22 protein-coding genes, 2 pseudogenes and 1 other annotated feature are annotated in these 25950 nt (G+C 35.5%); of the genes and pseudogenes, 8 read left to right on the top strand and 16 right to left on the bottom strand.

Annotation, left to right across the window (positions count from 1 at the left end):
* Positions 1–49 precede the first annotated feature (49 nt).
* On the top strand, positions 50–478 hold the full coding sequence (locus tag DN410_RS09070) for an EamA family transporter (protein WP_149176239.1): 429 nt from the start codon (positions 50–52) through the stop codon (positions 476–478).
* Between the two features lie 10 nt (positions 479–488).
* On the opposite strand, the gene DN410_RS09065 is transcribed toward DN410_RS09070, so the two are convergent.
* Positions 489–1082 carry a DedA family protein gene (locus tag DN410_RS09065; RefSeq protein WP_149176238.1) on the bottom strand — a complete coding sequence of 198 codons (594 nt, stop codon included), beginning with the start codon at positions 1080–1082 and terminating at the stop codon, positions 489–491.
* A gap of 486 nt (positions 1083–1568) precedes the next feature.
* Between DN410_RS09065 and DN410_RS09060 the strand changes: the two genes are divergently transcribed.
* Complete coding sequence (locus tag DN410_RS09060) at positions 1569–4331, top strand: tetratricopeptide repeat protein (RefSeq protein WP_149176237.1); 2763 nt, start codon at positions 1569–1571, stop codon at positions 4329–4331.
* Positions 4332–4373: 42 nt separating this feature from the next.
* On the opposite strand, the gene lepB is transcribed toward DN410_RS09060, so the two are convergent.
* Positions 4374–4910: a signal peptidase I gene (gene lepB / locus DN410_RS09055; RefSeq protein WP_149176236.1), complete on the bottom strand. Its 537-nt coding sequence runs from the start codon at positions 4908–4910 to the stop codon at positions 4374–4376.
* A 183-nt stretch (positions 4911–5093) separates the two neighbouring features.
* Between lepB and DN410_RS09050 the strand changes: the two genes are divergently transcribed.
* Positions 5094–5378: a hypothetical protein gene (locus tag DN410_RS09050; RefSeq protein WP_000867041.1), complete on the top strand. Its 285-nt coding sequence runs from the start codon at positions 5094–5096 to the stop codon at positions 5376–5378.
* Between the two features lie 19 nt (positions 5379–5397).
* On the opposite strand, the pseudogene DN410_RS09045 reads toward DN410_RS09050, so the two are convergent.
* Together DN410_RS09045 and DN410_RS09040 are read right to left on the bottom strand one after the other, a co-directional pair.
* Positions 5398–6066 (bottom strand): annotated as a pseudogene (locus tag DN410_RS09045) (lysoplasmalogenase); the annotation flags it as partial.
* A gap of 118 nt (positions 6067–6184) precedes the next feature.
* Positions 6185–7135 carry a DMT family transporter gene (locus DN410_RS09040; protein ID WP_149176235.1) on the bottom strand — a complete coding sequence of 317 codons (951 nt, stop codon included), beginning with the start codon at positions 7133–7135 and terminating at the stop codon, positions 6185–6187.
* Positions 7136–7407: 272 nt separating this feature from the next.
* Here DN410_RS09040 and DN410_RS09035 point away from each other — a divergent pair, with 272 nt between their 5' ends.
* Positions 7408–9333, top strand: a complete 1926-nt coding sequence (locus tag DN410_RS09035) for a heavy metal translocating P-type ATPase (protein ID WP_149176234.1) — start codon at positions 7408–7410, stop codon at positions 9331–9333.
* Between the two features lie 190 nt (positions 9334–9523).
* Here DN410_RS09035 and DN410_RS09030 read toward each other — a convergent pair whose 3' ends face one another.
* From DN410_RS09030 to DN410_RS09020, 3 genes are read right to left on the bottom strand one after another with little or no spacing between them, the layout of a single operon-like run.
* Positions 9524–10387, bottom strand: a complete 864-nt coding sequence (locus DN410_RS09030) for a YihY/virulence factor BrkB family protein (protein ID WP_149176233.1) — start codon at positions 10385–10387, stop codon at positions 9524–9526.
* A 6-nt stretch (positions 10388–10393) separates the two neighbouring features.
* Entirely contained in the window at positions 10394–10909 is a 516-nt protein-coding gene (locus tag DN410_RS09025) for a DUF4075 domain-containing protein (RefSeq protein WP_149176232.1), read from the bottom strand.
* 53 nt (positions 10910–10962) lie between these two features.
* A complete protein-coding gene (locus DN410_RS09020; protein ID WP_060629402.1) occupies positions 10963–11427 on the bottom strand; it encodes a low molecular weight protein-tyrosine-phosphatase in 465 nt (154 codons plus the stop codon).
* Between the two features lie 174 nt (positions 11428–11601).
* Here DN410_RS09020 and DN410_RS09015 point away from each other — a divergent pair, with 174 nt between their 5' ends.
* Both DN410_RS09015 and DN410_RS09010 read left to right on the top strand, forming a co-directional pair.
* Entirely contained in the window at positions 11602–11826 is a 225-nt protein-coding gene (locus DN410_RS09015; protein WP_000366197.1) for a DUF1128 domain-containing protein, read from the top strand.
* 189 nt (positions 11827–12015) lie between these two features.
* Positions 12016–14682 (top strand): cation-translocating P-type ATPase, encoded by a 2667-nt coding sequence (locus DN410_RS09010; protein WP_149176231.1) that lies wholly within the window; start codon positions 12016–12018, stop codon positions 14680–14682.
* A gap of 35 nt (positions 14683–14717) precedes the next feature.
* Here the strand turns inward: DN410_RS09010 and DN410_RS09005 are convergent, their stop codons facing one another.
* The 7 genes from DN410_RS09005 to DN410_RS08975 form a co-directional block, all read right to left on the bottom strand.
* A complete protein-coding gene (locus tag DN410_RS09005; protein ID WP_001064411.1) occupies positions 14718–15800 on the bottom strand; it encodes a toxic anion resistance protein in 1083 nt (360 codons plus the stop codon).
* Between the two features lie 18 nt (positions 15801–15818).
* Positions 15819–17450: a YceG family protein gene (locus DN410_RS09000; RefSeq protein ID WP_149176230.1), complete on the bottom strand. Its 1632-nt coding sequence runs from the start codon at positions 17448–17450 to the stop codon at positions 15819–15821.
* Positions 17451–17559: 109 nt separating this feature from the next.
* The gene (locus tag DN410_RS08995; RefSeq protein WP_000025694.1) at positions 17560–18351 is read right to left on the bottom strand and encodes a TerC family protein; all 792 of its coding nucleotides are present in this window, start codon (positions 18349–18351) and stop codon (positions 17560–17562) included.
* A 72-nt stretch (positions 18352–18423) separates the two neighbouring features.
* Positions 18424–19002 (bottom strand): TerD family protein, encoded by a 579-nt coding sequence (locus DN410_RS08990; protein WP_149176229.1) that lies wholly within the window; start codon positions 19000–19002, stop codon positions 18424–18426.
* 80 nt (positions 19003–19082) lie between these two features.
* Positions 19083–19667, bottom strand: a complete 585-nt coding sequence (locus DN410_RS08985; protein ID WP_149176228.1) for a TerD family protein — start codon at positions 19665–19667, stop codon at positions 19083–19085.
* A gap of 23 nt (positions 19668–19690) precedes the next feature.
* Complete coding sequence (locus tag DN410_RS08980) at positions 19691–20287, bottom strand: TerD family protein (RefSeq protein ID WP_149176227.1); 597 nt, start codon at positions 20285–20287, stop codon at positions 19691–19693.
* A gap of 128 nt (positions 20288–20415) precedes the next feature.
* Positions 20416–21294 (bottom strand): ROK family protein, encoded by an 879-nt coding sequence (locus tag DN410_RS08975; RefSeq protein WP_149176226.1) that lies wholly within the window; start codon positions 21292–21294, stop codon positions 20416–20418.
* A gap of 202 nt (positions 21295–21496) precedes the next feature.
* Here DN410_RS08975 and DN410_RS28680 point away from each other — a divergent pair.
* Positions 21497–22215, top strand: a pseudogene (locus DN410_RS28680) (LPXTG cell wall anchor domain-containing protein).
* A gap of 117 nt (positions 22216–22332) precedes the next feature.
* On the opposite strand, the gene proS reads toward DN410_RS28680, so the two are convergent.
* Complete coding sequence (gene proS / locus DN410_RS08965; protein ID WP_149176225.1) at positions 22333–23763, bottom strand: proline--tRNA ligase; 1431 nt, start codon at positions 23761–23763, stop codon at positions 22333–22335.
* 47 nt (positions 23764–23810) lie between these two features.
* Positions 23811–24017, bottom strand: a binding site (T-box leader).
* 93 nt (positions 24018–24110) lie between these two features.
* Entirely contained in the window at positions 24111–24404 is a 294-nt protein-coding gene (locus DN410_RS08960) for a YesK-like family protein (protein WP_149176224.1), read from the bottom strand.
* A 154-nt stretch (positions 24405–24558) separates the two neighbouring features.
* On the opposite strand from DN410_RS08960, the gene DN410_RS08955 reads away from it, so the two are divergent.
* Complete coding sequence (locus DN410_RS08955) at positions 24559–25872, top strand: alkaline phosphatase family protein (RefSeq protein WP_149176223.1); 1314 nt, start codon at positions 24559–24561, stop codon at positions 25870–25872.
* Positions 25873–25950: the final 78 nt, after the last annotated feature.

Here is a 25950-nt window from a genome sequence, read left to right as displayed (position 1 = left end):
GTGAGAATGATTTTCATGTATAATAATGTACGATTGGAGGAATTTTACTATGAGTTCTTGGCTATTATTCGCACTACTATCAGCAGTTACCGCTGCCCTCGTATCTATTTTTGGAAAGATTGGTTTAGATGGAATCGATGCCAATGTTGCGACGACGGTTCGTTCTATTATTATGGCCTTATTTATGGTCGGAGTTATTATTATACAAGGTAAATTTCAAAATATCGGGGATGTTCTCTTAAATAAAAAAGCACTGCTATTTATCACATTAAGTGGGGTTGCAGGTGCTTCGTCATGGTTATTTTATTTTCTCGCCTTAAAAACAGGAAAGGTTTCTCAAGTAGCCCCTGTCGATAAATTAAGTGTAGTGTTTTCTATTATTCTCGCGATGATTATACTCGGTGAAAAGTTAAACTTTATGACCGGTATTGGTGTAATCTTCATTACAGCTGGTGTACTATTTATTGCTTTCAGCTAAAAAACCGCTATTAGCGGTTTTTCTTTTTCTTTATGTAAAACCATACAATACATGTAACAACTGCCGAAATGAGTAAAATCCATATTCCATAATGATGTAAACTATACTCAACGAAACGCCACTTCTCTCCTAACTTCCAACCAAGCCCGATAAAAACACTTATCCAAATGAGTGCACCACCGTAAGCATACAAACAAAAACGCCAAAGTGTTAAATTCGAAACCCCAGCAAAATATGCTGTTAAATGACGGACTCCTGGTATAAAATAACCAATCATTAAAAGAAATGGGCCGTATTTTTCAAATAAAACATGTGTTTTTTCAATGTGATGTTCTTTAATTCTAATTTTTGGTCCATATTTTTTTAAAACAGGAAGACCTAGTTTTAAACCTAATATGTAGCTTAATGTAATACCTAACATTGCACCAGCCATCCCACTTAGAAAAGCAGCAGTTCCTGACATAACTCCTTTTGAAACATTATAACCAACAAAGGTCAATAAAAACTCGTCTGGTATCGGTAATCCTACAATCCCACCAGCCAAAGCTATAATAATTCCAAAATACCCATAATGTGCGATTAACTCGCCAATATGTTGTTCCATTCGGAAGACACATCCTATGCACGATCGTTATTCCACATTGTGCCCTTTCTATCTTTAAGACAAACATGGTATACATATTCACTATACATTGTTTTTATAATGAACTCTACTTCTATTCATCTCTTTAAATGAGATAAAAAACGACTTTAATCAGTGAGAGTTTTGTTCATCTCCACTACTTAGTAGCTCCCACGAATCGAGCTGTTACGGACAGCCCAATTCCGACTTTATTCCCTTGTATTCACCTAATTTTGAGATGAAATTCTTACTACTTGCAAACAGCAGGATTAAAAAATAAAAATTCATATGCTTGTTTTTTTGTTACAATAAAGGAAAGTTACTTTTCGCAACGGTTTAACTCTCAGGAAAAATGATATATCTAGCAAAAACATAGTTTGGTCTATATAATGCAACTTCTACCTATAAAAAAACATGCGCCCTTTAACATACAACATCATTTTTCTAAATTATACAGGGGGAACGAACATGACCATTGAAAATCAATTTATCCAAAAGGTTTACTATAAAACATTTTTAACAGCAGAAACTTCTACTCCAGTATCGGAAGTACTTGGTGAAGCATATATAAATGAATCAAAAAATGAATTCTCAAACATTGCTAATGTCCGCTTTGCTCAAGGTGAATTTTATTACCAAAATAAAGACTTTGAAGCAGCCATATTTAAGTGGGACAAAGTAAATAACGAGCTTGCACTTTGGGCAACCAAAAATATTGCAGACGCTTATTTTGAACTAGGCTTCTTACCAAAAGCAGAAGAAATGTATCAATCTATTCAAACAGAAGATACGACTCTTACGATGGAAGTTTCCCTGCAACTCCTTTCTCTTTATATCGAACAAGATCGTTTAGGCCTAGCATTTAAAACCATTAGTGAGGCTGTTGCATTTCAACCTGACTATCCAAATATTACTGCCATTGCTCGCTCTTTCTATGAAAAACAGGAAGATTGGAATAATGCTATAGAGCTTGCAGTTCAAGAAGGAATTCGAACAAACTCATTACACTGGTTCGATACTTTAATTAATTATGTGAATCAAGGGTTTACGAAACAAATTAAACCAGAATATTTTTATGAGTCTTTAAAAGCTCTATATACAATTGATCAAGTACAATTTAAAGAACTTGTTATTACCCTTTGGAATAGCTACCAAGATGACACGTTGTATCTACCGTGGATTCAAACGATAAATCACTTATTCTTACATATTGAAACAGATAATAATGATGATTGGTCTGAAATTTCCTCTCGCTACCAAGAGACATACTTTGCATTAATTACTGGTGAGCATTTTATGCATGAATTACAAGGACTTGTACCAGATTTATTAACAAATTGGTTTAGCTTAACGAAAACAAAAGAGTCTCTAATTGTCACTGCGGCAGTGTTAGCATGGAATGAAGTTTCACCTACAACTTTAGAATCATTACTCGTAAAAAGTGCTGGCGCTTTACTTTCTAATTCATCCGCTGAAGAGAATGTAAATATGGAAACCGTTTCTCACTTATTCGAAACAATTGCTGTTTGGGCCGAGAAAAATGATGTAGATTTAAGCCATCAATTTACGCTACTCGTCCATGAACTATGCGATTTAAATGTTACACAACTACTAATAGCGGGCACTAGTGACCATGATAAAGCATCATTCGTCAATTCCATATTAGGAGAGAATATCTTAACTGAGACTTTAACAACTCCTATTCTATTTAAAGACGATAGCCAAACTGAAATAACAGAATTCAATGAGTTAGATGTACGAAATATACCGAACTTTGATGAGCTCCATCAAATAATGGCTACATCTTCCCAGTTAGAACTTGATAAAAAATGCATAGAAATTAAGCTACCAAGTAGATTTTTAAGAAAAAATAAGTTTGCATTTCTTGTTACACCATCTATTCAGGGGCAATTGGATAAAAATAGCTCCTATTTTGAATACTTACAAGCAGCAGATAGCCTCCTTTACGTATTGAATTCCGCTTCACCATTACATGGTGAAGAACTTGATACATTACTTTATTTACGTGAACAGGTGCCAAACTTAAAAATTCACTTCGTATTACATACGAATAATACGACTACTAATGAAAAACTAATTAGTAAACTTAAAGTTCATTTCCCAAATGCAAAACTCTTCCCATACTCTCCTTCACAAGAGAGTAGCCAGCAACTTGGGGATGTAACAGAATCTGTTCTCTCTAATCTTGCAAAACGCAATATGGAACAAGAACGTATAGAAAAACTAATATGGTTTACTCAAAAGACAATCACATACCTTGTGAATGAACGTGTGGAATTAGAAAATACATTAGTGAAAGCAGTACGCTGGAATAAGCATATCTCAGTAAAACTGAATGGATTTATTAACAATCTTACTGCTCTTGAAAAAGATAAAATTCGTTCGATTACAGAATCCTATCTATTAACGAAAGAAGAAATTACACGAGATATACATTCTCAAATCCCTGAATTATTACAGAGTTGCTCTGATCTTGTTCAAGAAGATAGTGATTTTAAATTAGTTCATGAAGAATTAAATACGGCAATGAACGAACGAATTCAAAAACATGTGCAACAAGTCCTTCTTCCTAAATTTACTGGGTCTATTCAAGAATGGATTGAAACAGCTCATAATGAATTTATTCAAGCACAAGCTTATTTAGATGAAATGAGCGAAACTTTCAATAAACTCTATAAAGAAGAACGTATGAAACTTCCTTGTGATTTCAAATTATTAGATGATTGGAATCGAGATGTTGTACGAATGACAAATCGAATTACAGTAACGGACATCAATATTTTATTACGCTTTACACCGACACAGTTTTTCTTAAAAAGTGCTGGAAAACTATTTGGTAATATGCAGAAAAACCAATCTATGCTCGCAAACAAATATAAACAATATATTGAAACAGAGGATTATACAGAAATTGCTCAAGCAATTTCAAAACAATTCTTCCTTCAATTTGAAGTATTTGAAGGGGCATTAGAACGTGATATCATGATGTTCTTTAAAGATCCACTTAGTATATTGAAACAAAATGTGGAAACAGCTCATCTTGAGATTGAAGCAGACGAACAAACATTGGCAACACTAAGAAGCAATCCAGAAACGTATCATGATCCTTTAGCATTATTTAAACTACAATTGCTACAACATAAGTTCGTTTTAAGTACTACTAAGAAACATGAACATGTCGTTGTATCCAACGAATCTCCTACTATTTAACAAAAAAAACCAAGCAAACTGCAATTTGCTTGGTTTTTTACTTTAATTTATTATTTTCATATGTTCAAATGGATAATAGATAGCTGCTAACTTTCCTAATACATCCGCTCTATCAATAAGCCCTAAACCATTCCTACTATCTCTGCTTATTAAGCGATTATCTCCCATAACAAAAATCTTATTTTTAGGAACTGTAATCGGTCCAAAGTCCTCTGTTAAATTCATAAGTTTTTTTTCCGCTTGTTTTTTATTACTATGTAAATACTCTTCATTTTTCACTTCATGATTCACATATAATTGATCGTTTCTCATCTCAATTATATCTCCAGGTAAGCCAATCACTCTTTTCACATAAAAATTATCTGTCTTCACAACAATAATATCTTCCCTTTCATAGCTTTCAAATTGTTTTGCTAACTTATTAACAATCACCTTATCCCCATCTTGTAGCGTTGGCCTCATAGATGCTCCTTTTACAGTCGTAGGAAAAAACACAAAAATTTTCGCCAAAAATACCAATAAACATGCAATTGCAATTGTTCCAAAGAATTCGCGCCAACGTTTTTTCTTTTGCATCATTCCACCATCTCATCATCTTTTTACTTTTATTATAAGTACTTCAACTAATAAATTTCCATAAAATTCTGAATTATATAATCATAATATTACAAATTTAAAAATAATAATATTCAAGAATGTATTATTCTGATATACTATAGCTTGCATTTATTCTATGTTTATGTACTTAGGAGGATTTTTTCTATGAAAGTTATGCTTAAAAATGAAAATACCGGCCAAATTAAACAAGCAAAAATTGGTTTTAGTTGGACTGTATTTTTCTTTGGTTTTTTCCCTGCTATATTCCGTGGAGACTGGAAATGGTTTCTAATCATTTTAGTCGCTGGCATGTTTACATTCGGATTCTCTAACCTAGTATTCTGCTTCATTTACAACAAACTTTACATCAATGATTTATTATCTAAAGGTTATAAAGCAGCTGATGAATATAGTCTTTCTGCTCTACAACAAAAAAATATAGTAGCATAGTAATAAAAAAGATACTCTCATATACAATACACATTTGAGCCGCGACATATGTAAACCAAATCCAAAGTGGTTCATACTTCAGTTTGCGTCCACCAATATCTGTAACACCAATAATGAAATCTGAAATCACAAACAATAAACCGCCAAACGCTGGTGCCCACCATATGCCTGAATTCCCGTAATATAAGGCGAATGCAAAACAAGCCATTCCTCCAACCCATAATCCGTATACAAGAGCTCCTATCGTAAACAGCTTATCCTGTTTTTCATTTCGGATAAAAAAGAACCATCCTATAATTAAAAAGAGTCCGTATACGAGTAAACCAATCCAAAAACCATTCCACGAAATTCCTGTTTGCAAAAATGCTTTTACATAAAAACAATGAGCAAGAGCAAAAGTAACCATCCCTCCAATTAGCCTGTGACCAATTGGAATCAACCCTGCCATAAACAAATCTCCTACAGTCGATAACGTCATACCAAGCGCAACCCACGTACTATATTCTGCCGATGGGTCTTGTAACCATATGAAAATGGCACTACCTGTTAAAGAAAAACTAAGAATAAGACGAATTGCTAAAGGCAACGGCATATTTTCCTTCGTTCTTTTTGTCTGCCGTATTGCATAAATCGCCCCCATGAAAAAAAGAATGATCTGTCCGATTAACACCATGTAAAGTACGTTCATAACATGTTCTCCTCAATAAATGCTTTTTGTATCTTTTTTCGCTATACCCAGCCTATTATCCTTTTTCTAAAAAAAGAAGAACAATACTGTTCTTCCATTTTAATCAATTTTCTATTCTCTACGCTACTTGTTTTTCTTCGTCCATCTTCTGCTTAGCTGGAGTACGATTTACTACAATAATTCCCGCTGCTACACATGCTAAACCGAATAACACAAATGAATGAATTGTTTCTCCTAAAATCATGCTCGATAATAATACACCAAATACAGGTATAAAGAACATATACATTGATACTTGTCCAACCTTGTTGTACTTCATAATTGTATTCCAAATGCAAAAACCAGCTGCAGATAAGAAAGATAAATAGATTAGCATAAGTATTGCATGTAAACTAAATGTAAATGGCATTGCCCCTACTTGAAATACTCCTATACATAACAAGCCTATTGACCCAAAAATCATTTGATATGCTGTCATATATCCGACATCTAACGTTTTGCTACCTTCTTTCGCCAATATATTCCCATATGAATACAGCATCGCTGCACTAAGAAGTAATAAGCTACCGATTCCGAAATGGAATGATAAACTACCATCACTTGGTATATTTACTAAAATGACACCACAAAAACCGATTGAAACCCCAATTATCTTTCTCATATTGAGAGCATCATCTTTATATAAAAAATGCGCGAGTAAAATTTGAAAGAATGATGATGTACCCGAAATAATAGCTCCTTCAATTCCTGAACTATAACTCATTCCAATATAAAAACATATATATTGAAGAAATGTTTGAAATAAACCAATTTGTACTAACTGTTTCCCCGTTCCTTTTTTGAAGTTCATATCTTTTCCTAACACTTTAAAAAAGCATAAGAGCATGACTCCTGATAAGAAGAAACGATAACCAGCGAATAATATTTGCTCTCCAACTTCTTGTGGCTGAATTCCAAGTTCAGCATAACTTAATTTAATGAAAGGGAATGCGCTCCCCCATAAAAAAGTTGCTACTATTGCAGCAATAAACACGCCAATCGGATGGGTAAAAAATTTCTCTGTCTTCACTTGTTGTCTTCCTTTCCGATCTTTTTATGAACAATATCCATATATACCAAAAGGACTGTGAAAACACAAGTTTTCTGTTTATACTTAAAACAAAAGCATACCATCTTTCAAAAACATATGTTATACTATAGAATAATTACAATATAATAACTATTAAAATTAGTTTCAACAGAAATGCTGCTATCCATTAATGGATGGCAGCTTTCGTCGTTTTATAGGGGTTTCGATTTTGATTCTTCTTCTCAATAAGAATTTGAAAGGGGCGAGTAATAATGAACTCGGAAGTAAAAACATTACCATCAAAACAAAACGTACCTACTCCATCTTGGATTCAAACATTAAAAAAGCACTATGAACTTATATTTGCAATCGCATCTGGTATTTTTATTTTAGTTGGCTGGTTACTCACAAAGAACGATGCAATACATGTGGGTATTACTTGCTATATCCTTGCTTATATAGTTGGTGGGTATGCAAAAGCGAAAGAAGGTATTGAAGATACCATTGAAGAAAAAGAGCTAAATGTCGAAATGCTCATGCTCTTTGCTGCTATTGGGGCTGCAGTAATTGGCTACTGGGCAGAAGGTGCTATTTTGATCTTCATCTTTGCACTAAGCGGTGCGATGGAATCTTATACATTAAGTAAAAGTCAAAAAGAAATTTCAGCGCTTCTTGATTTACAGCCTGAAGAAGCATTACGTATTTCAAATAGAACCGAAGAACGTGTTCCTGTTGGACAATTACAAATTAACGACATTATTTTAATTAAACCTGGCGAACGCGTTCCTGCTGACGGTACAATTCATAATGGTGAAACAAATATCGATGAAGCAGCTATTACCGGAGAACCTATTCCTAATGAAAAAAAACATGGCGATGAAGTATTTGCCGGCACTGTAAATTTACGTGGTGCTATCGAAGTTATAATTACGAAGCCGAGCGATCAAACACTATTTCAAAAGATTATTCGTCTCGTTCAAAGTGCACAAAGCGAAAAATCCCCATCACAACTATTCATCGAAAAGTTTGAAGGAACATATGTAAAAGGGGTACTAATCATTGTTGCGCTTATGATGTTCGTTCCACATTTCTTACTTGACTGGAGCTGGAATGAAACGTTTTATCGCGCTATGATCTTACTTGTAGTCGCTTCTCCTTGTGCACTCGTTGCTGCCATTACACCAGCAACGTTATCTGCAATTTCTAACGGAGCAAGAAATGGAATTCTCTTTAAGGGTGGCATACATTTAGAACGCCTCGCTTCAGTAAAAGCGATCGCCTTTGATAAAACAGGAACATTAACACAAGGTAAACCTACCGTAACAGATGTATATGTTCGAGAAGATATGACAGAAAAAGAAGTGCTTTCTATTACAGCATCAATTGAAAGTCACTCTACACATCCTTTAGCTGAATCTATTGTTAAATATGCACAACATGTGTATGACATTACATTAATAAAACCAGAAAATGTTGAAGATGTAACTGGTTTTGGGCTAAAAGGAATATTCGAAAACAAAGCTTATAAAATAGGTAAAGCTGATTTTATCGGTGAAGAAACAAAGACATTTCATAATGGTATTTCTGCCGCACTTGAAAAAGAAGGTAAAACTGTCGTTTATATTAGTGATGAAGAAGGTATTCTTGGACTTATCGCTTTAAAAGATACGCTTCGTCAAGAGACAATAGCTGCCATTCGTGATTTACAAAGCATTGGTGTTGAAGCCATTATGATTACCGGCGATAATGAGGAAACAGCAAAAGCAATTGCCTCTGAAAGTAATATAAAGGAATATTACGCATCGTGTTTGCCAGAAACAAAAGTTGAAACGATTAAAAAGTTAAAAGAAAAATACGGTACAGTAGCAATGGTCGGAGATGGTATAAATGATGCCCCTGCGCTCGCTACCGCTAGCATTGGTGTGGCAATGGGTGAAGGAACTGATGTAGCTTTAGAAACTGCAGACGTTGTACTTATGAAGAACGAATTATCTCGACTTTCGCAAGCAATCCGTTTATCAAAACGAATGAACCGTATTGTGAAGCAAAACGTAATCTTTTCGCTAGCTGTAATCGCAATGCTGATTTGTTCAAATTTCTTGCAATTTTTAGCTCTTCCATTCGGTGTTATTGGACATGAAGGAAGTACGATTCTTGTCATTTTAAATGGCTTACGATTATTAAAAGGAAACAAATAAAACGGGTCCCTCATAAAGGACCCGCTTTTTTTAATGGTAGCTATTATGCCCGTTCGCACTACCACTCGTTTTATGCTTTGGATGCGAACTGCTCTTTTGTTTATTGTTATTTTTATTGTTGTGGTTCTTTTTATTATTACTCATGAAATATCCCCCCTGTTCCCTTTTATTATGGAACAAGAGCTCATTTTTAATTACGGGAATTATTGTCACCCGTTCTATAATGATGGAGTAAACCATTAATTTCACCGCCAAGTAAAATTACCCATCCAGTTAAGTAAAACCATAACATTAAAATAATGATACCACCGAGACCACCATATGTATTGGCGTAATTCGCAAACTTATCTACATAATAAGCAAATGAGTACGATACCACAATCCACCCTACAGTAGCAAATGTTGCTCCTGAAATGACTTCTCTTCTTTTTAACTTTCGATCTGGTGCAAATGTATATAAAAAACTAAACAACGCAAATAGTACGAAGAAACTCGCTACTAATCGTGTAATACTCCACACGTAAGAAAAACTATCCGATAAACCAATTGCTTTAAATACCGCTGCCCCAATCACTTGTCCGAAAACTGGAACAATGAGTGCAAACACAATCATAAAAATGATCGCTAGTGTAAACACAATTGATAACGCTCTCGTTTTAATAAAAGAACGTGTTTCTGTTACATCATACGCACGGTTGAAAGCATTCATAACAGCATTCACTCCGTTTGAAGCAAACCATAGCATCGACAATAAACCAAATGATAATAAACCACCATTTTGCTCATTTACAACTTTATCTACGTTTACTTCAATTAAGTACATTGCATCTTCCGGTACGTACGGTTCTAATAAATTGAGCACACTTTCTGTTTGAAGGTCAATGAATCCAAGAAGCGTAATTAAGAAAACAAGCCCAGGAAAAATCGCAAGCAAGAAGAAATAAGCGAGCTGTGCTGCCAAGCCCGCTACATCATCGCGCATCGTTCGGTCATACAAATCTTTACCAAACGAATAAGTACGATGTCTCCTCACCTTTTCTAAGAATTTTTTCATATATGTTTAAACGCTTTTCTTCTCTTCTTTATCTTGCTTTAACTCAATGTACGCTTCAGTTTTTTTTTCCTCTACATTTGAGTCTTTCATAAATAATTCACGCGCTTCTTTCATACCACCATCTTCAGCTACTACTGGCTCTTCTTCTGCTTTCAGCTCATCTACCTTCGAAGATACAGCTTGAATTTCAATCGTTTCTGGCTTCTCTGCTGGCTCAACCTTTTTCTTACTAAAAATTTCTTTCGTTTCTTTTAACGTCTCTACAACAGACGGCGTTAATTTTTTAATTTCTGCTACTTTCGCTTTTACTACATTGAAGTCAGCAAGTTCGCGTCCTTTATCTGTAACAGTTTGCACTTTTTCTTTGATTTTTGCATTTTCACCGATTTCAATCATCTTTGTTTTTGCTTTTCCCGCAGTATTTTTTACTTTTTCACGGTTTTCTTTCTTCAACATAGATACAGCTACACCTGCAGCTACACCAATCGCAATGTTTCGAGCAATATTATTTTTCTTTGCCATATTCCTTCACCCTTTCATTTCTTATGTTAGAAAGTATTTCTTTCTAAGCTTCCTCATATTCCTTGTTCATTTCGAATGAAAGCTAATAGCTTTACACACCCTTCTGTTACAAGGTCATATACTTCTTGGAAATTCCCTGTATAGTAAGGGTCGGGAACGTCTGTCCAGCCACCGTCTGGAACAAAATCGGACAGCCTACCAATATAGCCTCCAGTTTTACCTAAACTTTTTAAATCTGCTATATTCTTGTTGTCCATGGCAATAATATAATCAAACTTTGTTAAGTCTTCTTTTTCTACTTGCCTTGCTTTAATTCCTTCAAAAGTGACTGCATTTTCTTTTAAAATTTTTTGTGTTCCTTTATGTGGCGGATGGCCAATATGCCAATCTCCAGTTCCTGCAGAATCAATGACAATTTTCTCTTCGAGTCCCTCTTTTACGACAAGATCTCGAAAAATCGCTTCTGCCATCGGAGAACGGCAAATGTTCCCAAGACAAACAAACAATACTTGAACCATATTTTTGTTTCTTCCCTTCTTGGTGCATTTCTTAATATATACTTATAGTATAAACAACCAATTATTAAATATAAAGGAAATCCCTACTAATTTAATAGGATTGAAAAGATTCATTAACGAAAATGATAAAAAATGTTAAGATAGCCTTATGTTATTTTAAAGGGGGACACTTCGGTGGATTTATCCGTAAAGTCAGAAGAAAACGTTGAATATATGGTTGAAGCTATTAAAGAAAAATTACGTATGGTTAATGCTGGAGCAATGAGAGCTGCTAGCTTTAATGAAGAAATGTACGAAGACTTACGTGACATTTATGAGCATGTTATGAAACGTGAAACATTCAGCATTAGTGAAATGCAAGCTATTACAGAAGAATTAGGTACATTAATTAAAAAGTAAAAAAGCCTCGCTTATGAGGCTCTTTTTTATTTCCAACAAATTCATGACAACTCTTCTCTTTCCCTCAACCAACTGTAAAATACTGTACAATAGAAGTAGAACCCCATCTTAGATTTTTCTCCATACATACTACTCACAAATAATAGCAACACTACCATTGCTAACTGTTTTTACTGGAGGTGCTTACTTATGAGCAATTGGTACAGTAAGACGAAAGATCAAATATTAACAGATTTTAAAACAAATGAACAAAATGGCTTAACAACCGAAAGCGTAGATGAACGTGTAAAGCAGTATGGATCAAATGAATTGACCGCAAAACAAAAGCGCACTTTATGGCAACGGATTTTTGCACAAATTAATGATGTCCTCGTATACGTCCTTCTTATCGCCGCCCTTATTTCTGCCTTTGTAGGAGAATGGGCCGATGCAAGTATTATCGCGCTCGTTGTCATATTAAATGCAGTTATCGGTGTTATCCAAGAGTCCAAAGCTGAGCAAGCTTTAGAAGCACTAAAGAAAATGGCAACGCCTAAAGCTATCGTAAAACGTGGCGGTGAGCTACAAGAAATTCCATCTGAACAAGTCGTTCCAGGTGATATTGTCATGCTCGATGCAGGACGCTATATCCCATGTGATTTGCGACTAATCGAAACAGCAAATTTAAAAGTTGAAGAATCAGCTCTCACTGGTGAGTCAGTTCCTGTTGATAAGGATGCACTTTATCATCCTTCTATGCAAACTGATGAACAAGTACCACTCGGCGATCAAAAAAATATGGCCTTTATGTCTACTCTTGTTACATACGGACGAGGTGTCGGCGTTGCTGTTGAAACTGGAATGAATTCACAAATTGGTAAGATTGCTACCCTTTTACATGAAGCAGACGATGATATGACACCACTTCAAAAAAGCTTAACACAAGTCGGAAAGTATTTAGGCTTTGTCGCTGTAGCTATTTGTATCGTTATGTTTCTCATCGGTTTTTTACAAGGACGAGATACGTTAGAAATGTTTATGACTGCTATTAGTTTAGCTGTTGCAGCTATTCCAGAAGGCTTACCAGCTATCGTTTCCATCGTTCTTGCAATTGGTGTGCAGCGCATGATTAAACAAAATGTTATCATTCGTAAACTACCAGCTGTTGAAGCACTTGGGTCTGTCACAATTATTTGTTCAGATAAAACTGGTACGTTAACGCAAAATAAAATGACCGTTACTCACTTTTATAGTGATAACACATACGATCGCTTAGAAAGTTTAAATGTAAATAACGATGCGCAGCGTCTATTGTTAGAAAATATGGTGCTATGTAATGATGCGTCTTATAGTAGTGAATCACAAACCGGGGACCCTACTGAAATTGCTCTTCTCGTTGCGGGAAGCTCTTTTAACATCCAGAAAGACGATTTAGAAAATAAGCATAATCGTGTTAACGAAGTACCTTTCGATTCCGATCGTAAAATGATGTCAACTGTACATACATACGATGAAAGCTACTATAGCATGACGAAAGGTGCTATTGATAAACTCTTACCTCGATGTACCCACATATTTAAAAACGGTAAAATCGAGGTTCTAACAGATGCTGATAAAAATCAAATATTAGAAGCTGCCGGGTCAATGTCTCAAGAAGCTTTAAGAGTACTTTCATTCGCATTTAAACAATACAATTCGAACGATGTGGATATAGAGCATCTGGAAGAAGACCTCATCTTTATTGGTCTTGTCGGTATGATTGATCCACCGCGTACAGAAGTAAAAGATTCCATTACAGAATGTAAAAAGGCCGGTATTCGCACAGTTATGATTACTGGTGACCATAAAGACACCGCATTTGCAATTGCCAAAGAACTTGGCATTGCTGAAGAAAAATCTGAAATTATGATAGGAACTGAATTAGATAACATTTCAGATACAGAACTAGCAAGCAAAATTAATCACTTAAATGTATTTGCTAGGGTCTCTCCAGAGCATAAAGTAAAAATCGTAAAAGCATTACGTGCGAAAGGGAATATCGTTTCTATGACTGGTGATGGCGTCAATGACGCTCCATCTTTAAAGCAAGCAGATGTTGGCGTAGCGATGGGTATTACAGGAACAGACGTTGCCAAAGGGGCTGCAGATGTAGTGTTAACAGATGATAATTTCTCATCTATCGTGAAAGCTGTTGAGGAAGGTAGAAATATTTATCGCAACATAAAAAAATCTATTCTCTTCCTACTCTCTTGTAACTTTGGAGAAATTATCACGCTATTTTTAGCAATTTTACTTGGCTGGGCGACACCGTTACGCCCAATCCACATTTTGTGGGTCAATTTAATTACCGATACACTTCCTGCACTATCACTTGGTGTTGACCCTGAAGATTCAGATGTGATGAAGGAAAAGCCACGACATGCGAAAGAAAGCCTATTTAGCGGTAGCATCCCTTTTCTTATTTTCAATGGGGCTGTCATTGGGCTTTTAACGCTAGTAGCCTTTATCGCCGGAGCAAAATTCTATACTGGAGATACAAATTTATTCCCTCTTTTCCCAGAGCAAATTGATGAAGATGCTCTATTACATGCTCAAACTATGGCATTTGTCGTTCTTAGTTTTTCTCAGCTCGTTCATTCATTTAACTTGCGTTCAAGAACGAAATCGATTTTTTCAATTGGGATATTTACAAATAAATATTTAGTCTTCTCCCTTCTTATCGGTGTTCTTATGCAAGTTTGTATCATCTCCATCCCGCCCCTTGCCAATATATTCGGTGTGCATGCATTAACGATGCGAGATTGGGGATTTGTTCTCTTATTAAGTATCATTCCGCTTGTTGTGAATGAAATCATTAAATTAGTGAAGAAAAACTAAAAGGCAATGAGGAATAGTCCTCATTGCCTTTTCATTTATCCTTGTAATTCTTTTTTGATGTTCTCTGTTAATGTAGCCATACGCTTGCGACTTTCTTCACGCTCACGTTTATTTTGCTCTTCAATTTGTTGTGTTTCTTGCATACCTCTTGAAATAATATTCCAAGTTTCCTCAAGTGTTTCCATCTTAATACTAGAAGAGCCTGATAATCTCGCCACTTCCACACTTTGCGTTGCAATATTTTGTGCATTTTTCTTAAGTAATTCATTTGTACGGCGATCCAGTTCAGCCATAGAATCTGCAACAAGCTTTTGACGCTTCGCATTTACCGCTTGAATGATACCATTTTTAAAGATAGGAATCGTTGTAATAAATGCTGTATTGATCTTACCAATTAATTTATTGTTACCACGTTGAATCATACGAATTTGTGGTGCTGTAAGTAAAGCAACCATACGTGCCTTTTCTAAATCATCAATACGCTGTTCTAAAATTTCAACAGAGTTTTTAAGCGACTCTAATTCAATACCTGCTAATTGATCATTATTACGTACACGCTCTTCATACATCGGAACTAGCTCTGTATTCAAACGATCTAATAACATTTCTCCTGCTACTACGTATTTTTCTAAGTCTAAGTAATATTTTAAGTTTTGCTCATATAAACCGTCTAACGTACCAATTGATTTTTTCATTTCATCTTGATACTTCGTAATTTCCACATACACTTTATCAATTTCACGGCCCATCGTTTGATACTTGCTAAAGATTTGTTCAATCATTTTATCTGCTTTTTTGAACATACGTGAGAAGAAACCACTTTTCTCTTCTGCAAAATCTTTGCTATCGAATCGGTCCATAATTTTACCAAGCTGTTTTAATAACTCACCAGAGTCTTCTATTTTTGATAGAGACATTGTATGTAAAATTTGATCTGCAAAGCGTGAAATTTCCATAGATGGTTCTTTTCCAAGCTCAATTAATTCTAATTGGTCTTTAATATCTACAGCATTATAAATACGCTGGACATCCGCATCTTGTCTAAGTTGCAAGCGAACATCTTGTGCTGTTTGCTCATTTAATTCTGTTTTCGAATCTAATACGACTGGGTTATTCATATGGTATTCTCCCTTTCCTTATAAAAATGGACGAAATAGTCCTTTTATTGTTTGTGATAAATTTTTATAGGCTGATGAACCATGAAACTCAAGATCGAAATTAACTTCTTCAAGCCAATGTGAATCAAATGCTCCCGCTTCAATATACGGTTCAATATCGTTTCTTCCCGTTGGATTGAAATGGAATACATCTACTCCAATTTGATTTAAAAATAGTAATAAAACAGCATCAGAACGAGTTAATTCTCCACTCTTCTCATTATTAAATATAACAATTTTCGGTACATCTTGTGAATAATCAAATTTCTCAAGCTGTTCTAAAATATTCGGTGGTATTTGAGAAAGTTGCGCGAAAACATATAGCGCTACATCTTGTTTCGTCTCTTTTGCAATTGGTTTACACATTTCACTTTCACACGTATGGATAATCGCTTCTGCAATACCATGTTGTAATCCTTCTGGCAATCGTTTATGCGGCCACCAATGACTATTCATAATTAAATCTGGATGTAATTTCCTCCCGCGGTCTAATGCATCTCGATAATGATATTGGAAATTCGCTTTTTGTTCTTTCGTAAACGGGAATGTATTGATTAATAAACTGTTATCAAATGATGTAACAGCTTTTAATCGTTGAAAATATTCTTTATCATTTTTTGACACACCTGATATTTTTGCAAATAAAGAAGGGATATAAATGTGTTTATTTTCAACAAAGAATGTCGGGCGTACAAACGCCTTTTCTTTCGTAATTAAAAAAAGTTCATCGTATGTTGTTTTTAACGTACGCGCTACAGGTGTATATGAACGGAATTGCCACGGTTTGTATAATAGTGAATTATCATGGTGAAGTACTTGCTCAATTTCCTTTGAAGCTTGATATGCTACCGTTGCAACGCGTTCACGACGGCGGTCGGGAAATGGTTCCAATGAAATACGACTTTGGTGTGATACGACAAAAGTTCTGCCGTCCTCATCCACATTCTCAAAGCCATCTTTTCCTTCTGGATGATAATAAAGTACATCGCAACCGAGCATAATAAGAAAATATAAGAAATATATACGACTCTCTGTCGCATCACCATACCAAACGATACGCGGCATTTGTTTCTTATAATTGATCGTAGAGAACCACTTCGCTACGTAATTTTCGCTTAATTTAATCATGTCGATTAAGAAACGACGGAAGCCTTCTGTCTTTAAAGATTGATTATGTTGTTTCTCATATAATTTCAATACTGAAATAAACGTCGTATGTATATAATGCTGTAAATCAGGATTGTCTACTTTCGGTAAAAGTTGTTTCCCAGATAAATGTGCCACTAACCTATTTACTGTTAGACCATTTGGTGCTTCTTGGTGTAATCCAAACACTTCTTGAATATGACGAAGTTTTTCCGAATCGATCACTTTGTTTAAATTTTGTTCATGTAAAACTTCGATTCCTTTCGTTTCACTATAATCAAATAGTTCATTAAAATATTCATCTACATCATTAGGAACGCCAAGGATTCGACATGCTATATAACTAAATTTCATCTCATTCTCTGTCAGCTCATATTGTGGACGTTTTTCTAAAAGTGTTTCAAATTGCTTTAAATCTGATTCATCTTTTAATGCATATGGTTGAAGTGTAAAACGTGAAAACACAACAGTTCACCTCCAAAAACATTTACGTTTTTTCTAAGTCTTTCTTCTATTATAAACTATTTTTGGTTATAAAAAATGGGCGCTCGTAAAACGAGCAAACCCATTTCAATTATTTATTGTCTTCTTTAGTAGCTGCAACTTCTTCTTTAGCTTGTCCAGAATTCTTCATGTAGTGAAGTATAAATGTTGCTCCGAATGCTACAACTAAAATAATGAAGAACACTGTATGGCTTATTTCAATATGAATAACAGACAATAACATTTTTGCTGCAATAATTAAGATTAGAATATATGCTGTCGTTTCAAGTTCTGGAATACGTTCTAACAATTTTAAGAATACACCAGCGATACCGCGCATCATTAAAATACCGAGCATTCCACCTAATAATAGAATCCAAACTTCATTTGATACACCAAATGCAGCAAGTACGCTATCTACAGAGAACGCGATATCCATTAATTCAACCATCGCAACTGTTCCCCAGAAGACACCAAACATTCTGAAGAGAATACTATTTTGGTTCATACCATGCGCTTCCTCTTCTTCTGCATTACCTTTTCTTTTATCAATGAAGTATTTAACTGAAAGCCAAGCTAAGTAAAGTGCACCTAACACCTTTACCCATGCTAATTTAATTAAGAACATCCCAATTCCAATCGCAATAAATCGGAATACATAAGCTCCAATAAGTCCATAGAATAATGCTTTTTTACGTTTTTCTTCTGGAAGGTGTTTTACCATTACCGCTAATACAAGTGCGTTATCAGCAGATAACAACCCTTCAAGTACAACAAGTGTACCGATTAATCCCCAAGATACTGGATCTTGCAACACTTTAATCCACATGTCCAAGTCGAAAAACTGAGCATACGTATCAAGGATTCCTTGCAAAATACTCATCTTACCTATATCCCCTATTCTTTGCTAGATTTATAGAAAGGTCAAAAAAAGGAAACGAATATCGTTTCCTTCCTATGCATCCAAGCCATACGCTCTTACAAGCGCACCTAAACCACCTTGGAATCCACTTCCTACTGCATTAAACTTCCACTGTCCATTATGACGGTATAATTCACAAAAGACAACTGCTGTTTCAATAGAGAAATCTTCCCCTAAATCAAAACGAAGAACTTCTTCATTCGTTTCTTCATTTGCTAAACGAACGAAAGCATTTCCTACTTGTCCAAAGTTTTGACTACGGCCTTCTCCATCATAAATTGTAACTGTAATCGCAATTTTATGAACATCTGCTGGAACCTTTTTCAAATCTACAACAAGTTGCTCATCATCCCCATCGCCTTCACCTGTACGGTTATCTCCTGTATGTAAAACAGATCCGCAAGGAGACTGCAAATTGTTATAGAAGATAAAATCAGTTTCCTTCGTACATTTTCCGTTCGCATCTAATAAAAAAGCAGATGCATCTAAATCGAAATCTGATCCACCATCATAAGATTTAATATCCCAACCAAGACCAATTACTGCTTTTGTTAAACCAGGGCTTGTCTTGCCTAAATCAATCTTCTGTCCTTTTTGCAATTGAATTACCATTTATATTCACCTCTATATTTTAATATTTAAAAATATATCCATCAGTAAACATCTGTTTCACCGATGGATATGTAAATCTATTACTCTACATCTAAACCGAAATTATTACATAGAGACGCTAATCCACCTTGGAATCCACTTCCGATTGCATTGAACTTCCAGTCACCTGCATGACGGTATAATTCACCTACTACAACAGCTGTTTCAATAGAGAAATCTTCTCCTAAATCGTAACGAATTAATTCTGCATTCTTTTCTTCATCTAAAATACGTACGAAAGAGTTAGAAACTTGTCCGAAGTTTTGGCTACGGCCTTCTCCATCATAAATTGTAATTGTGAAGCAAATACGTTCGATATGTGCAGGTACATTTTTTAAATCTACTTTAATCGCTTCGTCATCACCTTCACCGTCACCAGTTCGGTTATCTCCTAAATGCTCTACAGCACCATTCGCACCTTTAGGGTTATTATAGAAAATGAAATCCTCTGCACCTGAAACTTTACCGTTAGCACCTACTAAGAAAATACTAACATCTAAATCGAAATCGTTTTGTCCATCATAACGATTTGTATCCCAACCAAGTCCTACAAGAACTTTTGAAAGACCTGGATTCGTTTTGGTTAAGTCTACCTTTTGTCCTTTTTTCAATGAAATTGATGCCATATTCAATTCCTCCTCGGTTTCTTTTATTGATAACGTGATACAATCTCACTTAAGTTTTTATCTTGTGTGCCTTCTCCAACTGCTGAAAACTTCCATTCACTTCCGTGTCGATACATTTCACCTGCAATTAGAGTCGTTTTGCCAGCATAATTATCCGATAAATTATAGCGTGCTAATTCTTCACCAGTTTGCGGGTTTTGAATACGAATATATGCATTACGAATCATCCCGAAATCTTGACGACGATTTACACAATCATAAATATTTACGACGAATACTAAACGATTAATACGGCTCGGTACTTTATGTAATTCTACGAAAATTGTTTCGTCATCACCAGCGCCTTCACCTGTTAAATTATCTCCTGAATGAATAATACTACCACAAGTAGAAAGCTTGTTTCCGAAGTAAACTAAATCGTTTTTGTTTAAAAAACGATCCCCTTCTAACATAATAACAGATGCATCACAATCTACATTTGGTTTACTTCCAAATAATGAAGACAGAAACCCACCTGATTGCCCAATTGGATCCCAGCCTAAGCCAACCTGTAGTTTTGCTACTTTTGGTTGTCCTTTCGTTAAATCGATCTTTTGACCTTTTTCTAAAATAATAGGCATGCAGTTTCTTCCTTTCTACAAAGCATTTTCCAATACGGAAAATATTGTATTCTTCCCTTATATTGTAGCATTATTTACCTAGTGATAAAAAGGGTAAATTCTCAGTTATATGAAAACATTCATATAATTTACTTATGATGATGTAAGAAGTGGTAAATAGCACCAATCATTCCTGCACAATTACCGTTTTGTGCAAGTTCAATCTCACAATTACTATAAATCTCTTTGTTTAAATATTTTTCTACCTCTTCTTTTACTTCTTTTAAGAACTGATTTCCTCTATCAGTAATTCCGCCACCTATAACAATCATTTCTGGATTAAAAATATACGCAAGATTACTAATTCCAATCGCTAAATGTGTAAAGAAAACCTCAACTGCTTGCGTAACTTCCCTATCTCCTTTATCATACAGTTCGAAAATCGTTTTCCCATTCCAATCACCTTCTCCTTTATATTTTCGTACAAGATGAATTAATCCTGAAATGGAAGCAACCTCTTCAAACGTTTTCCCTTCTATTAACATATTTCCCCATTCACCAGCACTAAACGAATGCCCTCTATATAACTCTCCATCTATAAAAATTGCTCCTCCAATACCAGTTCCAAGAGTGAGCATAATAAAGTTTCTTTTATCTCTTCCAACACCGTTCCATTTTTCTCCGAACGCTGCACAATTCACATCATTGTCAATGGATACAGGAACTTTTAATACCTCTTGCAATCTATCAATAATAGGAATAGCAGCGTAGTTCGGAATATGATCCACTCCTCCCGTTACAACCCCTTTATTAACGTCAACAATTCCCGCCGTACTAATACCAATTCCCAAAATCGTATGTTCATTCATTAATTTTTTGGATAAAAGGATGAGTTTTTGAACGATTTGTTCCCCGCCCAAATGAATTTCTGTTGGAACTGCTTTATGCTTTAGTACTGTTCCTTTTTCTGAAACAATTCCATATTTAATTTGTGTACCACCAATATCAAATGCAATATATTCTTTCATCTGCTGTCACTTCCTCTACTGTAATGGGTGTAAAATTCCCACCACTCTACTATTATAAAGAATTTACACTAACTCTTTTCTCTCTTTAGAAATACACCACCTTTTTCTATATATAGTTTTTTTTGCATAAAACTCTTTTTCCTATGAAATATTACAAAGGGCTGTATTTTAGATGGAATATTAATTTTTCAGGAGGAAATCAATGACGAAAATCTTCATTTTAGCATCAACTCTTTCTTTATCTTTTTTTAGTGGTTTAAATATCGGTAATGCAGCAACGGAAAACTTCTCTCCAGCAACAAACGCGATTGTACAAAATAACGATCATTTCGCAGAAGGTAACTCAAAAGATAATAATAAACCACCAGGAAACGGTGGTTCTCAGGACGATAGTGGTTCTGGTGGCAATGGTTCTGATGGTAACGGTTCTGGCGGTAGCGGTTCTGGCGGCAACGGCTCTGGCGGCAATGGTTCTGATGGTAGCGGTTCTGGTGACAATGGTTCCGGTGGCAATGGTTCCGGTGGTAGCGGTTCTGGCGGCAACGGCTTTGGTGGTAGCGGTTCTGGCGGTTCTGGTGGCAGTGGTTCTGGCGGTAACGGTTCTGGTGGCAATGGTTCCGGTGGTAGCGGTTCAACGGTTCTGGTGGCAACGGTTCTGGTGGCAGTGGTTCTGGTGGCAACGGTTCTCGCGGCAGTGGCCCTCAAGGCGGCAACCGTGTTAAAGGCGATAGCAGTTCTCAGGGGGGAAATGGCTCTCAAGGCGGCAATGGTTCCCAAGGTGGTAACGTAAAAGATAACGCGAAAAAACAAGGCGATCAGTTACCTAATACTGCAACACATTATCCTGCATCTATTTTAATGGGACTTTCAACATTCCTAATTGGTATGTTACTATTTATTCGCCGTAAAAACGCAAAATAAAAACACATCCTTCCATCTAAAAAATACATGAAATAAATTGTAAAACTAAAAAGGACTTTGGATTGCATTTTATTATGCAGCCCGAAGTCCTTTTCATCATCCCTATCGAAAAGAGCATTAATACGCTTTTCCCCAATACACCATTTGTTTAGCTTCTTTACCACAACAAATACATTCATCAGCTAAATGTTCTTGCTCAAAAGGCATACAGCGAGAAGATACTCCAACTTCTTCTTTTAGTTTCTCTTCACAAGCCAATTCTCCGCACCACATTGCCTTAATAAATCCTTGCTTTTCATCAGCTACTTTTTTCATCTCTTCGAAATTCGTCACACTATACGTATTCTCATCACGAAATACTTTTGCCTTATTAAATAAAGAATTATGAATTTCCTCAAGTAATGATGGAATGCGTTCTTCTAATTGATCCATTGATATAAACTCTTTTTCCTTCGTATCTCTTCTTACAAGTACGACTTGATTCTTTTCTATATCCTTTGGACCAACTTCTAATCGAATTGGAATTCCCTTCATTTCATACTCATTAAATTTCCAACCAGGTGTTTTATTGCTAGCATCTACTTTCACACGTGCAACGTTTTGAATACGCCCTTGTAACTCTGTTGCCTTTTCTAACACACCTTCTTTATGCTGCGCAATCGGTACGATAACAACTTGTACTGGAGCAACTTTTGGTGGCATTACAAGCCCATTATTATCACTATGGACCATAATAAGTCCACCTATCATTCTTGTTGATACACCCCAAGACGTTTGGTGTACATATTGCCACTTACCGTTACGATCTAAAAATTTAATATCAAACGCTTCAGAGAAATTCGTTCCAAAGTTATGGGATGTTCCTGTTTGAAGTGCTTTCCCATCATGCATTAAGCTTTCAATCGTATAAGTTGCCTTTGCGCCCGCAAATTTTTCTTTGTCTGTTTTTTGTCCTTTAATTACTGGTATCGCTAAATAGTCTTCACAGAAAGAAGCATATAGATTTAAAATATTTAACGTTTCAGCTTGAGATTCTTCTGCTGTTTCATGAATTGTATGACCCTCTTGCCATAAAAATTCCGTCGTACGAAGGAATGGTCGCGTTGTTTTCTCCCAACGAACTACTGAACACCACTGATTATATAGCTTTGGCAAATCATTATAGGATTGCACAATTTTTGAAAAATGCTCACAGAATAAAGTTTCAGATGTAGGGCGTATACAAAGTCTTTCCGCTAACTTTTCATCCCCGCCATGTGTCACCCATGCTACTTCAGGAGCAAATCCTTCTACATGATCCTTCTCTTTTTGCAATAAGCTCTCTGGGATAAACATTGGCATATACACGTTTTCATGACCAGTTGCTTTTAACTTCTCATCCATAACTTTCTGTATATTTTCCCATAAGGCATAACCGTACGGACGTAGAATCATACATCCTTTTACACTCGAATAATCAACAAGTTCTGCTTTTTTCACAATATCTGTGTACCACTGTGCAAAGTCCTCTTCCATCTTCGTAATCGCTTGTACTTGTTCTTTTGCCATAGTCAGTCTTCCTCCTTCTAGAAAATACAAAAAAGCCCGCGTCCCTAAATAGGGACCGAGCTTTGCCGGCGTTACCACCCTGATTCATGCACAAAAATTGCGCATGCTCTCTTTTTGATAACGGGAAATTCCCGCTGCATATGCAGAACGCAAAGGTAGGTTCCATATCGCCTTTTTAAGAATCTTTCAGCCTAGCGGATTCTCTCTCTGCTAAAAAGGTTGAACATGTACTAGTCCTTTTTCATCGTTATAACGAAATAAATTTGTTGATTATCATAATACAAATTCTTTTTTAAAACAATAGCTAATTTTCTTACTTTTATATATTCTTTTCATTTTTTACAGTTTTATACGTAGCTTCTCCGCGTAATTTTCACAAGTTGATGTGCAATCATACCGATAAGTGTACCAATTAGGACGAAGAAACCAATAAATCCATATCCCATTCCTTCCCATCCACCAATAACCATCATTGTAACGGGAAAAGACGCTAAGCAAAGAAGTATTAAACTGAGTGCAAATATAATATCGAACTGCTTATCTGGAAACCGTTTCTTTAGTAAATACGAAATAGCAAATACAAGGATAATCGTAATTCCACCAATGATGTAAAAGATACTAAATCCATCTAGCCAATCCATAGCATTCCCTCCTTCCATTCATTCCCTTATACTTAATTATATGTTTAATTTTTCTGAAAATAAATAATAAATTTTATTCAAAAACATATTTTTATTACTAGGTATTAATAGTAATATATAGTAATAGGTTTTATATAATTAGGAGGATTACTTTATGGATAAAGCATTAACGAATCGTGTCATCATTTTATCATTCGACTGTTTATCAGCTTTAGATTTTCCTATACTACAAAAATTACCTCATTTCCAATCTCTAATAAAAAAGGGCGCAATTGTGGAAAAGGTAGAGCCCATCTATCCTTCTGTAACCTATCCAAGTCACTCAACAATCGTAACTGGTAATTACCCTAATAAACATGGTGTTGTTAGCAATACGTTACTTCAACCTGGACGTGAATCACCAGATTGGCATTGGTACCGAAAATCAATACAAGGAACAACATTATATGATGAAGCACATAAAGCAAATTTAACGACAGCTGCCCTTCTATGGCCTGTTACCGGCAAAGCAAATATTGATTACAATTTACCAGAAATCTTTCCAAATAGACCGTGGCAAAATCAAGTTTTAGTTTCATTATTTAGTGGTAGCCCGCTATATCAATTAGATTTAAATCGTCGTTTCGGCCATATACGAAATGGATTGTCACAACCTGAACTCGATGATTTCGTACTTGCTTCTGCTGTGCATACAATCCAGACGAAAAAGCCTAATGTCATGTTTGTACATTTCACCGATTTAGACACCCAAAGACACTATCACGGCTTTGAATCCAAAGAAACAATAGCCGCAATCCATAGACATGATGAGCGACTAGGGAAAATCATTCAAGCTTTAAAAGAAAGTAACCTATATGAAGAGAGCACTATTATCGCTCTTGGTGATCATAGCGCTTTAAGTGAAAACAAATCCATTCAATTAAATGTACTATTTCATCAAAAAGGGCTTATATCTATAAATTCAAAAGGAAAATTAGTAGACTGGAATGCTTATTGCCAAAGTTGTGATGGGTCCGCCTATGTATATGTGAAAGACAAAAACGATACAGATACGATTCGAGAAGTACAACTACTCCTTGAAGAACTGCTTCAAAATAAACAAAACGGTATTGAATTTATACTTCATGATGAGGATGCCAAAGAATGCGGTGCAGACGGTAATTGTTTATTCATGTTAGAGGCACAAGAAGGGTATTATTTCACTGAGAATTATACAGGGGATTTTATAAAAAAAATTACAGAAAAAGATGTTACTCCTAATAAAAAGTATACATTTGGAACTCACGGATACTCTCCAACAAAACCTAACTATGAAACAATTTTTATCGCTGCTGGGAAAGGTATTCAAAGCGGCGTTACCATCCCGTATATGAGACTGATTGATGAAGGTCCAACTATCGCTAGACTACTTGGTTTACACTTAGGTGAAACAGACGGATCAATTGTAGAGGATTTACTTCAATTGTAAAGAACTGTGTATATATGTAAACTTTACGTAAAATTCATCACTGTTTCTCTTTTTATAATTTTTATTTTTGTACACTGT

The organism is Bacillus sp. SH5-2 (assembly GCF_008368905.1).
GTDB lineage: Bacteria > Bacillota > Bacilli > Bacillales > Bacillaceae_G > Bacillus_A > Bacillus_A luti.
Note: the sequence above shows the minus strand (reverse complement) of the source record. Positions and strands in the feature narration are given on the sequence as shown.

Coding starts and splice junctions, on each gene's coding strand:
- DN410_RS09070 (WP_149176239.1), top strand. CDS start 50: ATGAGTTCTTGGCTATTATTCGCACTACTATCAGCAGTTACCGCTGCC.
- DN410_RS09065 (WP_149176238.1), bottom strand. CDS start 1,082: ATGGAACAACATATTGGCGAGTTAATCGCACATTATGGGTATTTTGGA.
- DN410_RS09060 (WP_149176237.1), top strand. CDS start 1,569: ATGACCATTGAAAATCAATTTATCCAAAAGGTTTACTATAAAACATTT.
- lepB (WP_149176236.1), bottom strand. CDS start 4,910: ATGATGCAAAAGAAAAAACGTTGGCGCGAATTCTTTGGAACAATTGCA.
- DN410_RS09050 (WP_000867041.1), top strand. CDS start 5,094: ATGAAAGTTATGCTTAAAAATGAAAATACCGGCCAAATTAAACAAGCA.
- DN410_RS09035 (WP_149176234.1), top strand. CDS start 7,408: ATGAACTCGGAAGTAAAAACATTACCATCAAAACAAAACGTACCTACT.
- DN410_RS09030 (WP_149176233.1), bottom strand. CDS start 10,387: ATGAAAAAATTCTTAGAAAAGGTGAGGAGACATCGTACTTATTCGTTT.
- DN410_RS09025 (WP_149176232.1), bottom strand. CDS start 10,909: ATGGCAAAGAAAAATAATATTGCTCGAAACATTGCGATTGGTGTAGCT.
- DN410_RS09020 (WP_060629402.1), bottom strand. CDS start 11,427: ATGGTTCAAGTATTGTTTGTTTGTCTTGGGAACATTTGCCGTTCTCCG.
- DN410_RS09010 (WP_149176231.1), top strand. CDS start 12,016: ATGAGCAATTGGTACAGTAAGACGAAAGATCAAATATTAACAGATTTT.
- DN410_RS09005 (WP_001064411.1), bottom strand. CDS start 15,800: ATGAATAACCCAGTCGTATTAGATTCGAAAACAGAATTAAATGAGCAA.
- DN410_RS08995 (WP_000025694.1), bottom strand. CDS start 18,351: ATGAGTATTTTGCAAGGAATCCTTGATACGTATGCTCAGTTTTTCGAC.
- DN410_RS08990 (WP_149176229.1), bottom strand. CDS start 19,002: ATGGTAATTCAATTGCAAAAAGGACAGAAGATTGATTTAGGCAAGACA.
- DN410_RS08985 (WP_149176228.1), bottom strand. CDS start 19,667: ATGGCATCAATTTCATTGAAAAAAGGACAAAAGGTAGACTTAACCAAA.
- DN410_RS08980 (WP_149176227.1), bottom strand. CDS start 20,287: ATGCCTATTATTTTAGAAAAAGGTCAAAAGATCGATTTAACGAAAGGA.
- DN410_RS08975 (WP_149176226.1), bottom strand. CDS start 21,294: ATGAAAGAATATATTGCATTTGATATTGGTGGTACACAAATTAAATAT.
- proS (WP_149176225.1), bottom strand. CDS start 23,763: ATGGCAAAAGAACAAGTACAAGCGATTACGAAGATGGAAGAGGACTTT.
- DN410_RS08960 (WP_149176224.1), bottom strand. CDS start 24,404: ATGGATTGGCTAGATGGATTTAGTATCTTTTACATCATTGGTGGAATT.
- DN410_RS08955 (WP_149176223.1), top strand. CDS start 24,559: ATGGATAAAGCATTAACGAATCGTGTCATCATTTTATCATTCGACTGT.